11 protein-coding genes are annotated in these 13,422 nt (G+C 73.9%); 9 read left to right on the forward strand and 2 right to left on the reverse strand.

What is annotated here, in order from left to right; all coding sequences use genetic code 11:
* The first annotated feature begins 84 nt into the window (after positions 1–84).
* The 5 genes from OO54_RS16910 to OO54_RS47425 are packed head-to-tail and all read left to right on the forward strand — an operon-like array spanning position 85 to position 4,869.
* Positions 85–1,110: a sugar ABC transporter substrate-binding protein gene (locus OO54_RS16910; protein ID WP_033203989.1), complete on the forward strand. Its 1,026-nt coding sequence runs from the start codon at positions 85–87 to the stop codon at positions 1,108–1,110.
* The gene (locus OO54_RS16915; protein ID WP_033203990.1) at positions 1,107–2,162 is read left to right on the forward strand and encodes an ABC transporter permease; all 1,056 of its coding nucleotides are present in this window, start codon (positions 1,107–1,109) and stop codon (positions 2,160–2,162) included. Before OO54_RS16910 ends, OO54_RS16915 begins: the two co-directional genes overlap by 4 nt.
* Entirely contained in the window at positions 2,159–2,953 is a 795-nt protein-coding gene (locus tag OO54_RS16920; protein WP_033203992.1) for an ATP-binding cassette domain-containing protein, read from the forward strand. The genes OO54_RS16915 and OO54_RS16920 overlap by 4 nt, the downstream gene beginning before the upstream one ends.
* A gap of 36 nt (positions 2,954–2,989) precedes the next feature.
* Positions 2,990–4,165, forward strand: a complete 1,176-nt coding sequence (locus tag OO54_RS16925) for an ROK family glucokinase (protein ID WP_033203994.1) — start codon at positions 2,990–2,992, stop codon at positions 4,163–4,165.
* Positions 4,162–4,869 (forward strand): hypothetical protein, encoded by a 708-nt coding sequence (locus tag OO54_RS47425; protein WP_037944563.1) that lies wholly within the window; start codon positions 4,162–4,164, stop codon positions 4,867–4,869. The genes OO54_RS16925 and OO54_RS47425 overlap by 4 nt, the downstream gene beginning before the upstream one ends.
* 24 nt (positions 4,870–4,893) lie before the next feature.
* Here OO54_RS47425 and OO54_RS16935 read toward each other — a convergent pair whose 3' ends face one another.
* Entirely contained in the window at positions 4,894–6,465 is a 1,572-nt protein-coding gene (locus OO54_RS16935; protein WP_033203996.1) for a mucoidy inhibitor MuiA family protein, read from the reverse strand.
* Between the two features lie 7 nt (positions 6,466–6,472).
* Positions 6,473–8,527 (reverse strand): DUF4139 domain-containing protein, encoded by a 2,055-nt coding sequence (locus OO54_RS16940; protein WP_051786995.1) that lies wholly within the window; start codon positions 8,525–8,527, stop codon positions 6,473–6,475.
* A 212-nt stretch (positions 8,528–8,739) separates the two neighbouring features.
* Between OO54_RS16940 and OO54_RS16945 the strand changes: the two genes are divergently transcribed.
* From OO54_RS16945 to OO54_RS45075, 4 genes are all read left to right on the forward strand, one after another.
* The gene (locus OO54_RS16945; RefSeq protein ID WP_033203998.1) at positions 8,740–9,057 is read left to right on the forward strand and encodes a trypco2 family protein; all 318 of its coding nucleotides are present in this window, start codon (positions 8,740–8,742) and stop codon (positions 9,055–9,057) included.
* Between the two features lies 1 nt (position 9,058).
* Complete coding sequence (locus OO54_RS16950) at positions 9,059–11,224, forward strand: VMAP-C domain-containing protein (RefSeq protein ID WP_033204000.1); 2,166 nt, start codon at positions 9,059–9,061, stop codon at positions 11,222–11,224.
* On the forward strand, positions 11,221–12,273 hold the full coding sequence (locus OO54_RS16955) for an AAA family ATPase (RefSeq protein WP_234439405.1): 1,053 nt from the start codon (positions 11,221–11,223) through the stop codon (positions 12,271–12,273). Before OO54_RS16950 ends, OO54_RS16955 begins: the two co-directional genes overlap by 4 nt.
* A gap of 4 nt (positions 12,274–12,277) precedes the next feature.
* Positions 12,278–13,422, forward strand: a 1,145-nt coding sequence (locus OO54_RS45075) for an SAV_2336 N-terminal domain-related protein (protein ID WP_033204002.1), incomplete at its 3' end; no start/stop codon positions are given.

Consider the following 13,422-nt stretch of genomic DNA (forward strand, 5'->3'; position numbering starts at 1 on the left):
AGGGCGGGCCCCCTGACGAGCGCCATGACCCGCATGACCGATACTGCAATGCACGCAGAAGGACACAAAGGAGGGCACGGCCTCGTGACCAGGCTTCGGACCGGAGGGGTACGCGCCGTCGTCGGCGCCGTGCTCGCGCTCACACTCACAGGGGCGCTCGCGGGGTGCAGCAGCACCGGCGGAAAGCGGGCGGAGGACGCCCGCAAGGCCGCCCAGGCACAGGCCCAGGGCCGCGCGGCCGTCGACACCCCGAAGTGGACCTTCGCGATGGTCACCCACTCGGGAGACGGCGACACGTTCTGGGACATCGTCCAGAAGGGCGCCCAGCAGGCCGCCGCCAAGGACAACATCAACTTCCTGTACGCCCACAGCGACGAGGCGCAGCAGCAGGCGCAGCTGATCGACTCGTACGTCTCCAAGGGCGTCGACGGCCTCATCGTGACCCTGGCCAAGCCCGACGCCATGAAGGCCGCCGTCGAGAAGGCCGTGAAGGCCGGCATCCCCGTGATCACGGTGAACTCGGGCGCCGAGCAGTCCAAGGCCTACGGCGCGCTCACCCACATCGGCCAGGACGAGACCGTCGCCGGCGAGGCCGTCGGCGAGGAACTCGACACACGCGGCAGGAAGAAGGCCCTCTGTGTCCTGCACGAGCAGGGCAACGTCGGCCACGAGCAGCGCTGCGCCGGTGCGAAGAAGACCTTCGGCGGCGAGCTCGTGAACCTCTACGTCGACGGCACCAACATGCCCGACGTCAAGGCGTCCATCGAGGCCAAGCTCCAGTCCGACAAGGCCATCGACGCCGTCGTCACCCTCGGCGCCCCCTTCGCCGACGCCGCCGTCCAGGCCGCGAAGAGCGCGGGCAGCAAGGCCGAGATCGACACCTTCGACCTGAACGCCAAGGTCGCCACCGCCCTCCAGGACGGCACCCTCGGCTTCGCCGTCGACCAGCAGCCCTACCTCCAGGGCTACGAGGCCGTCGACCTGCTCTGGCTGTACCGCTACAACGCCGACGTCCTCGGCGGCGGCAAGCCGGTCCTCACCGGCCCCCAGATCATCACCAAGGACGACGCCGCCGCACTCGTCGGCTACGCGGAGCGGGGCACCCGATGAGCTCCACCGCCCCGCCGTCGGACGGCGTCGACCACGTCGACGAACGGCTCCTGCGCACCACCCCGCTGAAGAAGCTGCTCGCCCGCCCCGAGCTCGGCTCGGTCGTCGGCGCGATCGCCGTCTTCGTGTTCTTCTCGGTCGTCGCCGACAGCTTCCTGCGCGCATCGAGCCTCGGCACCGTCCTCTACGCGGCCTCCACCATCGGCATCATGGCGGTCCCCGTCGCCCTGCTGATGATCGGCGGCGAGTTCGACCTCTCCGCCGGCGTGCTGGTGACGAGCTCGGCGCTGGTCTCGTCGATGTTCAGCTACCAGATGACCGCGAACGTCTGGGTAGGCGTCGGCGTCTCGCTGCTCGTCACCCTGGCGATCGGCTGCTTCAACGGCTTCATGCTGACCCGCACCAAGCTGCCCAGCTTCATCATCACGCTCGGCACCTTCCTCATGCTGACCGGCCTGAACCTCGGCCTCACCAAGCTGATCGCCGGCACCGTCTCCACCAAGACCATCGCCGACATGGAGGGCTTCGACTCGGCCCGGAAGCTCTTCGCCTCGCAGCTGACGATCGGCGGCGTCGAGTTCAAGGTCACCATCCTGTGGTGGTTCGGCCTCGTCGCCCTCGCCACCTGGATCCTGCTCCGCACCCGCTTCGGCAACTGGATCTTCGCCGTCGGCGGCGGCGCCGACGCGGCCCGCGCGGTCGGCGTCCCCGTCTACCGGACGAAGATCGGCCTGTACATGGGCGTGGCCTTCTGCGCCTGGATCTCCGGCCAGCACCTGCTCTTCTCCTTCGACGTCGTCCAGTCGGGCGAAGGCGTCGGGAACGAACTCATCTACATCATCGCGGCTGTCATCGGCGGCTGCCTGATCACCGGCGGATACGGCTCCGCCATCGGCTCGGCCGTCGGCGCCCTCATCTTCGGCATGACCAGCAAGGGCATCGTGTACGCCGAGTGGAACCCGGACTGGTTCAAGTTCTTCCTCGGGGCGATGCTGCTGCTCGCGACCCTGCTGAACGCCTGGATCCGCAAGCGCGTGGAGGCCACCAAGTGACGACCGAGACCACCGCCCTGGTCGAGCTGGACGACGTCAGCAAGTACTACGGCAACATCCGCGCCCTCGAAGGGGTGTCCCTGGAGGTCCGCTCCGGCGAGATCACCTGCGTCCTCGGCGACAACGGCGCCGGCAAGTCCACCCTCATCAAGATCGTCGCCGGCCTGCACCGGCACGACGCCGGCACCTTCCGCATCGAGGGCGAGGAGGTCACCCTCGCCAACCCGCGCGACGCCCTCGACCGGGGCATCGCCACCGTCTACCAGGACCTCGCCGTGGTCCCCCTCATGCCCGTCTGGCGGAACTTCTTCCTCGGCTCCGAGCCCACCAAGGGCTCCGGCCCCCTCAAGCGGCTCGACGTCGGCCTGATGCGGTCCACCACCCGCGAGGCGCTGCTCCGCATGGGCATCGACCTGCGCGACGTCGACCAGCCCATCGGCACCCTCTCCGGCGGCGAGCGCCAGTGCGTGGCCATCGCCCGCGCCGTCCACTTCGGAGCCAAGGTCCTCGTCCTCGACGAGCCGACCGCCGCCCTCGGCGTCAAGCAGTCCGGCGTCGTCCTGAAGTACGTGGCCGCCGCCCGCGACCAGGGCCTCGGCGTGGTCCTCATCACCCACAACCCGCACCACGCGTACCTGGTGGGCGACCGTTTCGTCCTCCTCAAGCGGGGCGTCATGGCCGGCAGCCACACCAAGGAGTCCGTGACGCTCGACGAGTTGACCCGGCAGATGGCCGGCGGCACCGAGCTGGAGGACCTCCGCCACGAACTGGAGCGGCCCGCCGCTTCGTGACGCGCCCCACACACCCCACCTGGCAGAATCGAGCCGATGAGTACCTACCGTGACCTGACCCACCGCGGCTCGGCCCGCGGCACGGTCCTGCGGACCGTGGGGACCCGGGAGCGGCGCTCCCACCTGACGGCGCCCCGCGTGCCGACCGTCGGCATCGACATCGGCGGTACGAAGGTGATGGCCGGTGTCGTCGACGCCGACGGCAACATCCTGGAGAAGCTCCGCACGGAGACCCCGGACAAGTCCAAGAGCCCGAAGGTCGTCGAGGACACCATCGTCGAGCTGGTCCTCGACCTCTCCGACCGGCACGACGTGCACGCCGTCGGCATCGGCGCCGCGGGCTGGGTCGACGCCGACCGGGCCCGGGTCCTCTTCGCCCCGCACCTCGCCTGGCGCAACGAGCCCCTCCGTGACGCCCTCCAGGGCCGCCTCGCCGTCCCCGTCATGGTCGACAACGACGCCAACACCGCCGCCTGGGCCGAATGGCGCTTCGGCGCCGGACGCGGCGAGGACCACCTCGTCATGATCACCCTCGGTACCGGCATCGGCGGCGCCATCCTGGAGGACGGCCAGGTCAAGCGGGGCAAGTACGGCGTCGCCGGCGAGTTCGGCCACATGCAGGTCGTCCCCGGCGGCCACCGCTGCCCCTGCGGCAACCGCGGCTGCTGGGAGCAGTACAGCTCCGGCAACGCGCTGGTCCGCGAGGCCCGCGAGCTCGCCGCGGCCGACTCCCCGGTCGCGTACGAGATCATCGAACGGGTCAAGGGGAACATCCCCGAGATCACCGGCCCCCTCATCACCGAGCTCGCCCGCGAGGGCGACGCCATGTGCGTGGAGCTGCTCCAGGACATCGGCCAGTGGCTCGGCGTCGGCATCGCCAACCTCGCCGCCGCCCTCGACCCCTCCTGCTTCGTCATCGGCGGCGGCGTCTCCGCCGCCGACGACCTCCTCATCGGCCCCGCCCGGGACGCCTTCCGCCGCCACCTCACCGGCCGCGGCTACCGCCCCGAGGCCCGCATCACCCGCGCCCAGCTCGGCCCCGAGGCCGGCATGGTCGGCGCCGCCGACCTCGCCCGGCTCGTCGCCCGCCGCTTCCGCCGCGCCAACCGGCGCCGCGTCGAGCGGTACGAACGGTACGAGCGCTACGCCCAGGTCCTGCGCAACGGGACCTCGGGCCGGGCCGCCCGTACCCCCGAGGACCCCCCTTCATGACCGTGCCCCACCAGTCCACCACGCCCCGCGCCCCGCAGGACAAGCTGCCCGAGGACCGCCGGCACATGATCCGCCGCCGCTGGCTGACGGCCGTCATCATCGTGCTGCTCGTCGGCATCCCGGCCGGCTATCTCGTCATCTCCGCCGGCCAGAGCCGCGACAGCGGCCGCGACAAGGAACGCGAGTCCTCCGCGGCCGGCCTCCAGGCGAACCGGCCCTCCCAGATGAAGCGCCGGGTCTTCGAGGTCCCGATCCCCGCCGGCGCCTGGGACGTCGCCTACTACGAGACCAGCAACTGGAAGACGAGCCGGCTGTACGTCCAGTTCACGACCACCGCCACCGGCCTCGACGCCTTCCTGGCCGAGTCCGGCACCAGCCGCGCCCAGCTCGTCCCGGGCCACGTCACCGTCAGCGAACGCGACGCCGACATCGCCGACTGGACCTTCGACGACGGCCCGACCGGCGGGACGGCCACCCCGCCTACCGGCGGCGCGGCGACTCCGGCGACCGTCGGCACCACCGCTCCGGCGACCGTCGGCCCCTCCACCGGTGCGACCGAGGCATCCGGCGGGGCGACCGGAGCCACGGTCTGGGCGGGCACCACCGTCACCCGCGAGGAACCCCGGCCCGACACCGACATCACCGTCGACCTCACCGACCCGGCGTTCCCCCGGGTGTACGCGGTCTCCACCACCAGCCCCTGACCACGGAGCCGGACCCGCCCGGGCTCAGAGCCCGGTGACCTTGCCGCTCGCCGACAGCTCGTACACCAGGGTGACGGTGCGGCGGCCGCCCGGCGGGAGGGCCAGGTCCCAGCGGGCGACGCCCTCGGCGTCGACCACGTCGGGCGCCGGGGAGCACGCGTCCTTGTGGAGACGCACCTCCACCGCCGACACCTCCGAGACGGGGATCCGCTCCCGCAGGACGACCGTCCGCTCGCCGCGTTCCCCGGGCGCGGAGAACCGGGAGACGTGCAGCCGCACCGTGCGGGTGACCACCGTCCGCTGGGTCAGGCCGACGGAGTCGCGGGACTCCTCGGTCCGCCGGACCACCCGGTAGTCGTCCCGGCTGCCGAAGGCCAGCTCGACGGGGGCGCCGACGGCCGTGAAGTCCAGCGTGCCGCGGCCGCCGAACCCGCTGTCGCGGACCAGGTCCACGGGCCCGGCGAGCAGCACGTGGCCGGACAGGTTGTCGCACCGCACCACCTGGGTGACCAGCGGGGACAGCTCCGGCGCGCAGGCGTACTCACCACGCGCCGCCGTGGTGAACGCGGAGAGCGGCACCCGGTGGGCGCGGCCGTCCCCGCGCACCGAGACCGCCGCGGGGGCGCTCAGCACCCGCGCCTCCCCGCCGTCGTCCACGCCCGGCAGGCCGAGCACGGACGCCGGGCCGAGGTCCCCGATCTCCTCTTCGCGCAGCTCCACGTCGACCGTACGGCGCTCCGCCGACGAGCGGTCCTTCAGCGTCAGCCGGTCCTCGGTCAGGCGCGGCGGATCGGTGGCCAGCGCCGACCGGGCCGTCGACAGCGTCAGCCGTACGCCCGACCAGTCCTCACCCGTCCGCTGCCAGACCATCGCGTCGGTCTCGAGGGTCAGCGAGTCGCCGTCGAGCACGGCCCGGTAGGCCGGCCGCCACAGCGCGCACGGGGTGAGGTGGCTCAGCCGCAGCTCCACGGGCCCGTCGGCCGCGGCCTCCACGGTCAGTTCGACATGGCCGACGAGTTCGGCGGGCTCCTCCTCGGAGGCGTACAGCGCCCGCTGGGTCTCCATGGACTCGGCGTCGAGCTCGACCAGCCGGACCTGCACGAGGCGGAGCCGTTCGGCGTACGTGTCGCGTTCGGCGTCCACCCGGTCCAGTTCGGCGGCCCAGCGGGACCGCTCGCTCTCGCCCGAGCCGGCGCCCTCGCCGATCTCGCGCAGCAGGTCGGCGGCGAGCTTGCCGAGGAGACCGAGGCGCGCCCGCAGCCGGTCGCCCTGCCGCTCCAGGGACGACTGCTCCGCTTCGAGGGCGGCCTCGCGCCGGCGCAGGGGGGAGTCGCCGTCGGCGGAGGGCCGCGGCGCGCGCGGCGTCCAGGTGCGGACGATCCGCGCGTCGAGCACGGTCGCGGGGTGCCCGGCGGTCAACTCGGCGTGCAGGGTCCGGTCGACGGCCAGCGCGCTGACGGGGCCGAGGCGCAGCCGCTGGACGCCGGCCGTCAGGTCGAGCACGGCGGTGCGCTCGATGTGGGCGCGGTCCTCCAGGCACGTCACGGCGGTGACGGGAAGGGCGATCGGCTGTGTCGTCGTGGTGGTCGTGGTCATGGCGGTGTCAGCTCCTGCGGTTTCCGCCGACCAGGGCCTTGCCGGTCGGGATGCGGATCTCGTAGCCGCCGTCGAGGGCGGCGGTGGTGCCCGCGGGCAGGTCGAGGCGCCAGACGCGGGTGCCCGGTGCGTGGCGATCGGCCCCCGCGCCCTCATCGGGCGTCGTCCAGTCGGCCCGCTCCTCGATCCGGACGTCCCCGTCGGAGGTGACCGGCACCCGCTCCTGGACCTCGACGGTGACGGGCCTCGCCAGCCGGTTGGCCAGCTCCACGTGGACGCGGTGGTCGAGCACGGTGACGTTGTTCCGCAGGCCTGCGGTCGACTCCCGCAGGTTCGTCCGGCGGGTGACCCGGATGCCCTCGGCGGGCCCGAGCCCCACCCGCCGGACCCCGCCGGGGGCGAGCGTGGGCAGCGCCGCGGTCAGCAGGAAGTCGTCGTCCACGGTGACCTCCACCGGGCCGGCGAGCAGCGCCTGGTCGGTGGCGTTGGACAGGACCAGCGTCGCGTACACCGTCTGCTCGACGGACGGCACGCACAGGTACTCGATGCGCAGACCGACCGCGATCTCGCCGACGGTGACGGTGTGCCAGGTGCCGTCCGACGGGATGTCGGCGCGGGCGGCCGCGTCGAAGCGGTGGTCGAAGGAGCCCGCCGACTCGCGGGGCCACACGGCCTGTCCGGGCAGCGGCAGCTCGGCCACCGCCTCGGCACGGCGGCGGTACTCCGTCGCCACCGGATCGAAGGGCGTGTCGGGGAACAGCCGGCCCCGGCGGCCGCCCTGCTCGTCGGGGCCGCGCAGGACGAGCGCGGCGTAGTCGAGCTCGGCGCCGCTCGGCTGCGGCGGACCCGGCGGTGGCGGCGGCTGAGGCGGCGGCACCGCCGCGCCGGGCGCCCCCGGCATGAAGGGGGCCGCGGGCGCGAGGGAGGCCGGGGGCCCGGCGAACGCCGGCGGGGCGCCGCCGTACGCGCCGCCCGGCGCCTGCGGCGCGGGCGGGACGGCGGGCCGCCGGGCGCGGGCCGCGGGCGCCGGCGGGGGCACCGGCGGCGGAACGGACACGGGCATGGCCACGTCGACCTCGGCCGCGGCTCCGACCGCGACACCCCCCGGCCCGGAGGGCGTGAACGGGCGGGGGCCCGCCGCGTCGTACCCGGCGAACAGGTCCGCGAGCCCGGCCGGCGGCTCGCGCCAGCCGGACGGCGCGGGGGCCTCCTGACGGCGGCCGAGCCGGATCGACCGCAGCTTCGGCAGGTCGGTGCGGCGCCGCAGGTCGGCGGTCGACAGGGCGATGCGCACGCCGTTCCAGTCCTCGTCCGTGCGCTGGGCCACCGAGGCCCGCAGCAGCAGCCGGCCGCTGCCGTCGCCCTGACGGTGCGACAGCCGGTAGGTCGGCACCCAGACGGCGCCCGGCACCCCGTACTCCAGCTCCACTTCCACCTGGACGTCGTCCTCGGCGTCACCGGCGCCGTCGAGGGTCAGAGCCGCGCAGACCCGGGTCCCCACGTGCTCCGACGGCGCGTCGGTGGAGGCGCGGTGGTGACGGTCGGCGGCGACGGCGAACGCGTGCTCGGCCTCGACCACCGCCTCCTCCAGCTCGGCCAGACGCGCGTGCAGTGCCGTCAGCCGCTCGTCCACGAAGTCGGCGAGTTCCAGCCATGCGTCGACCGGGGTCCGGCGGTACGACTCGTCCCGCTTCCGGCCGGGCGCCACCGGGTGGAGTCCCTCGACCTCCTTGATCAGAACCAGCTGCCGGTCCCGCCGGGCCTCCGCCGCGGCGCGCGCGTCCCTCAGCCGCTCGACCTCACGCCCCGCCCCGTCGGGCACCTCCGACCCGAGCGGCTCCGCCTCGACCACCACCCGTGCCTCGGTCACCCGCAGGCCGGACGGGCCGAGGACCCGGGCCCGCAGCGATCCCGGGTCCAGCGACCGGGGCAGCCCCGTCACCCGCACCCGTCCGCCCGGCGCCACCGTCCCCCGCGCCAGCCGGCGGCACACCGCGCCCCGCGCGTACACCACCACCGAATCCAGAGCCGACGTCCACCGCTGCTCCGAACCGTCCGTCATGTACTCCGCCCCCCGTCGCTTTCACGCCAACCGAAGCGTACGCCCCGCAACTGCGTGCCGGGCAGGCGTTTTCGGACGCCGACTTCGCCCGTTGGCCGATTGTCTCCAGGCCGGTTCGAGACATCCCCCGTTCGCTGTAACGTACCGCTGACCCAGCGTTCTCGGGCCTGTCCGAGAGTCCGTCCGAGGGTCTGAGCGGGGGAGCTGCCGGAATGTCGACGATCGGCCTGGCCGCGGCCATCGAGGAGTTGCGGCAGGAGCTGTACGAGGCGCAGCGGCAGGGCGTCGGCCAGCAGTTCGCCTTCGGTGTGGAAGAGGCAGAGCTGGAGCTCCAGCTCGAACTGCGCCACTCCCGGAAGGGCGACGGCAAGCTCTCCTTCGGCGTCGTCACCGTCGGCGGGGGCGTCGAGCGGGTCGGCGTCCGCACCCACACGCTGAGGATCCGGCTGTCCGTCGCGGACAAGGCAGCCGGTGGCACCCGACCCGAGGTCAACGACGACGAGACCGGGTCGTGGGACGACGGGGAGTGACGTGGAGCCGGCGCGACTGGCACTGATCCGCGGCGGTACGAAGGACGGGCCACGCAGCACCGGCTCCGGATATCTCATCGGCCCCCGACTCGTGCTGACGGCACGTCATGTTCTGGTGGACCGCGAGACCGGCGAGACGTGGCCGAAGCTCTCCGTACAGATCGGCCACCCCGCACAGGGCCCCACACGGACCGCGAAGGCGGAGCTGCTGTGGACCCCGCCGGACGAACTCGACGTCGCGCTGCTGCGCATCGACCAGGCCATGGACATACCCGGCTCCGTCCTCTGGGGCCGCCCCGCCGGCCGGGCACCGCTGCCGTACGCCGGACTCGGCTACCCGAAGGCCGCCGCCGTCGAGACGCGCGACGTCGAGAACCTGCGGGGCACGCTGTCGCCCCTCTCCGGCTCCGGCCGCCACTACGTCCTCGACCAGGACCCCGCCCCCGAACCCGGCGCGGACGGCGGGAACGCCTGGGGAGGGGTCTCCGGCGCCGCCGTCTTCTGCGGCCACAGGCTCGTCGGCGTCGTCGTCCAGGAACCCGCGGCTTACGGCGCCAGGAGACTCCTCGCCGTCCCCGCGCACTCCTTCGTCCAGGACGCCGGGTTCCTGAACCACCTCGCCGAGCACGCGTGCGCCCTCTCCGAACCCACCGCGATCGGCGTACCGGCACCGAGGGCCGCGCCGGGCACCGAGCGCACACCCGCGGAACGGACCCTGGAGCAACTGCTCCGCCCGCTCTTCGCCGACCCCGCCGCCCGCACCGCCCACGCCCGGGAACTCGCGGGCGAACTCGGCTACGAGACCGCCGACTACACCCCCACCGCGGCCGATCTCGTGACCCTCCTCCTGGCGCACCCCCGCGCGCACGCCGCACTCGGGCAGGCCCTCGCCGCGCGCGCCGTGGACCAGGCGTTCCGCTCCTGCCTCACCGCGTTCCTCACCCAGGCGAGGGTGCTCGGCCGCGGCCCGTTCCTCGCGCCGGAGGAGTTCGACGACCTCCTGCACCTGCTGCGCGGGATCCGCGACGAGCAGTCGGCGCTGCTGCCCCAGGCCGCCCGCGACGCGCTGCCGTACGCGGCGCTGCCCGACTGCCTGGACCGGCCCCGCATCGAGGAGCACGAACTCGCCGACGCGGTGGAGGCACTCGAGGAACTGCCCGACGGGGAGGGCATCCCCGAGGGCAGCCCGCCCGTCCCGGCGCTCCTCCGCCTGGTCGAGTACGTGGCCGCCGCCGTGGACGGCGAACGACAGCACGAGCTGCGCGCCTGGTCGAAGCGGACGGCCGACCGGATCGGCATCCACGGCGACGCCCTGGCGGAGCGGCGCATGGACGCCGCGCGGTGGGCCGAGCGCCGCAGGAACTCGCTCGTGTCCCGCGTGGTCATGGAACTGGAGCGCGACGGTGCCGCGGACGGCGACCGGTACGCCTGCCGGATCCTGCTGGTCCGCACCGACGGCACCCATCGGATCCTCAAGAGCCCGTCGTCGGAGCCGAAGACCCCGCGGGAGGCGGCGAGCGCCCTCGCCGAGGCCGTCGGCGCCGCACGGCAGGAGCCCGGCGGGCACGACCACGTGCCCTGGGTGACCGTCGTCGTCGACCGGCCCGGCCTCCACCTGGCCGTCGACGAATGGGAGTCCGGGGCACCCGACGACCTCCTCCCGCCCTCGCCGATCGGCGCCGACTACCAGCTCTCCCTCAGCTGCCCGGACCTCGACCGGCTCGTCGCCACCCGGGGCCAGGACCGGGAACGCCGGTGGAAGAAGGGCCGTACGTCGGTCGTCGTCACCGAACCGTCCTGCGGCGACCGGGACAAGCTGATGCACCTGCTCCGCACCGAACACCGCGACACCGCCCGCGTCGTCCTCCACGGCCCCGCCGACCAGCGCCAGGCCTGGCTCGAGACCTGCCTCGCCTACGGGGTACCCGTCGTGCTCTGGGACCGCGACGCCACCGGTTACGACGACGCCGACCGGCTCGGCGAACTGGCGCCCTCCGACGAGCTCGACGGACTCGCCGAGCGGGTACGCGTCTTCCGCAGCCGCACCGCCGCCCACCCGGAGGAACGACGGGCCCGCCCCTCGCTCGTCTGGGAACCCGAAGGCTCCTACCCGAGGACCGAACAGCTCCACCTGAGGGACCCCTGGAGAGGAACCCACGCGTCATGACCACCCCCGAACAGCCGACCGGCACGAGCTCCCCGGAGCAGGCCCCCGCCGGAGACGGCCGGCCCGTCCACGTGGCCGACCCGCGTCTCGCCGGAGACGACTGGCGCCTCTTCCGCGGGAACGGCGAGCGCCGCGACGTCGCATTCCCCGAAGCACCCCCGTGGCGCCGCTTCGACCGCCCCGAGTCCGAGTCCGGGACCGGCGCCAAGGTCCCCTACCCCCGGCCCTACCTCATCGGCCCCGACGAGGCCGACGTGGTCAACGCGGCGCTGCACCTGCGCCGGCCCCTCCTCGTCACCGGTCAGCCCGGCACCGGCAAGTCCTCCCTCGCCCACGCCATCGCCCACGAACTGAACCTCGGCCGCGTCCTCCAGTGGCCCGTGAACAGCCGCTCCACCCTCCAGGACGCCCTCTACCAGTACGACGCCGTCGGCCGGCTCCGCGAGGCCACCCTGCCGCGCGACGCCGACGGCACGGAACCCGACATCGGGCAGTACATCCAGCTCGGCCCCCTCGGCAACGCCCTCGTCGACCGCCGGCGCCCCCGCGTCCTCCTCATCGACGAACTCGACAAGGGCGACGTGGACCTCCCCAACGACCTGCTGACCGTCTTCGAGGAGGGCGAGTTCGTCATCCCCGAACTCGCCCGGCTCCCCAAGGACCACGCCCCCGTCCACGTACAGACCGACGACCCCGACGAGCCCGCCGCCATCGGGCGCGGCCACGTCCGCTGCACCGAGTTCCCCGTCGTCGTCATCACCAGCAACGGCGAACGCGAGTTCCCGCCCGCCTTCCTCCGCCGCTGCATCCGCCTCGACCTCCCCGAACCCGACGAACAACGCCTGCGCGACATCGTCGCCGCCCATCTCGGCCCCGCCGCCCTCGCCGAGGTCGACGACCTCCTGACCACCTTCCTCGCCCGCCGCGCCGCCGGCGAACTCGCCACCGACCAACTCCTCAACGCCGTCTTCCTCCGCAAGGGCGGCATCGGCCTCGACTCCGGTCCCCTCCTCCAATCCGTACTCCACCGCCTCGGCGGAGCCGTGTGACACCGTGATCTCCCACGTCACCGGACTCCTCGCCGCAAGCGGCCTGGACCTCTCCCACGAGGAACTCCTCGACGCCCTCTGGCTCGCCGGAAGGCTGCCCCACCTCACCGGACCCCTCGCCCGCGCCGCCCTGCACCCGTCCCACCCCGGCGTGCCCCAGCCCCACCAACCCGACGGCCCCGACGCGCCGCAACCCGACTCCCCACCCGGCGACGCCCGCCGGGGAGCCCGCCAGGAACACCCGCTGCTGGCCGCCCCGCAAGGGCGCCGCGCCGACGGCGACCGGGCCACGGGCTCCTACCCGGCCCACCCCGTCGGCGTCCCCGACCACCACTCCCTCGGTCCCGGCCGTCTCCGGTTGGAGAAATCCCTCCGCCCCCTCAGACAGCGCTTCCCCGACCCGCGCCGCCGCTCCCTCGACATCCCCGGCACCGTCACCGCCATCGCCGAGACGGGCGTGCCCGAGACCGTCACCCGGCCCCTCCGCACCCGCTGGCTCACCCTCGCCCTCGTCGTCGACGACGGCATCTCCATGCTCCTCTGGCAGCGCCTTGCCTCCGACATCCGCGCCCTCATGGAACGCGCCGGCTCGTTCCGCGACGTCCGGGTGTACGGACTCGACACCCGCGACGCCACCCCGACCCTGCGCAGCAGCCCCTACAGCCACGGCACCCGTCCCGAGTCCCCCAAGGCCCTCTGCGACCCCACGGGCAACACCCTCGTCCTGGTCGTCAGCGACGGCGTCGGCCGTGCCTGGCGAGACGGCGCGATGCTTCGCGTCATGGAACGGTGGGCCCGATCCGGCCCCACCGCGATCATCCACGCCCTCCCGCCCCGCCTCTGGCCGAGCACCGGCATCGACGCCCGCCCCTGGCAGGTCACCACCCCCGGCCGCGGCGGCCCCACCCACGCCTGGCACGTCACCGACCCCACCCTCCCCCCGGAACTCGTCCGCTTCGACTCCGTGCCCGTCCCCGTCCTCGAACCCACCCCCACCGCCATCGCCGACTGGGCCCACCTCATCGCCGCCCCCGGCGGCACCGCCCACCTCCCGCTCTGGGACACCGCCCGCCCCCCCCCCCCCCAGACGCCCGGCGCCGTTCCCGCCCCGCGGACCCGCGGCGCCGCCCCCGACCCCGCCCCCGACCC

The sequence above is a fragment of the Streptomyces wedmorensis genome (genome assembly GCF_000716445.1).
Classification (GTDB): domain Bacteria; phylum Actinomycetota; class Actinomycetes; order Streptomycetales; family Streptomycetaceae; genus Streptomyces; species Streptomyces wedmorensis.

Bases quoted from the DNA above. Each gene is read 5' to 3' on its own strand.
- OO54_RS16945 (WP_033203998.1), top strand. From the start codon at position 8,740: ATGTCGACGATCGGCCTGGCCGCGGCCATCGAGGAGTTGCGGCAGGAG.
- OO54_RS16955 (WP_234439405.1), top strand. From the start codon at position 11,221: ATGACCACCCCCGAACAGCCGACCGGCACGAGCTCCCCGGAGCAGGCC.
- OO54_RS16935 (WP_033203996.1), bottom strand. From the start codon at position 6,465: ATGACCACGACCACCACGACGACACAGCCGATCGCCCTTCCCGTCACC.
- OO54_RS16940 (WP_051786995.1), bottom strand. From the start codon at position 8,527: ATGACGGACGGTTCGGAGCAGCGGTGGACGTCGGCTCTGGATTCGGTG.
- OO54_RS16915 (WP_033203990.1), top strand. From the start codon at position 1,107: ATGAGCTCCACCGCCCCGCCGTCGGACGGCGTCGACCACGTCGACGAA.
- OO54_RS16925 (WP_033203994.1), top strand. From the start codon at position 2,990: ATGAGTACCTACCGTGACCTGACCCACCGCGGCTCGGCCCGCGGCACG.
- OO54_RS47425 (WP_037944563.1), top strand. From the start codon at position 4,162: ATGACCGTGCCCCACCAGTCCACCACGCCCCGCGCCCCGCAGGACAAG.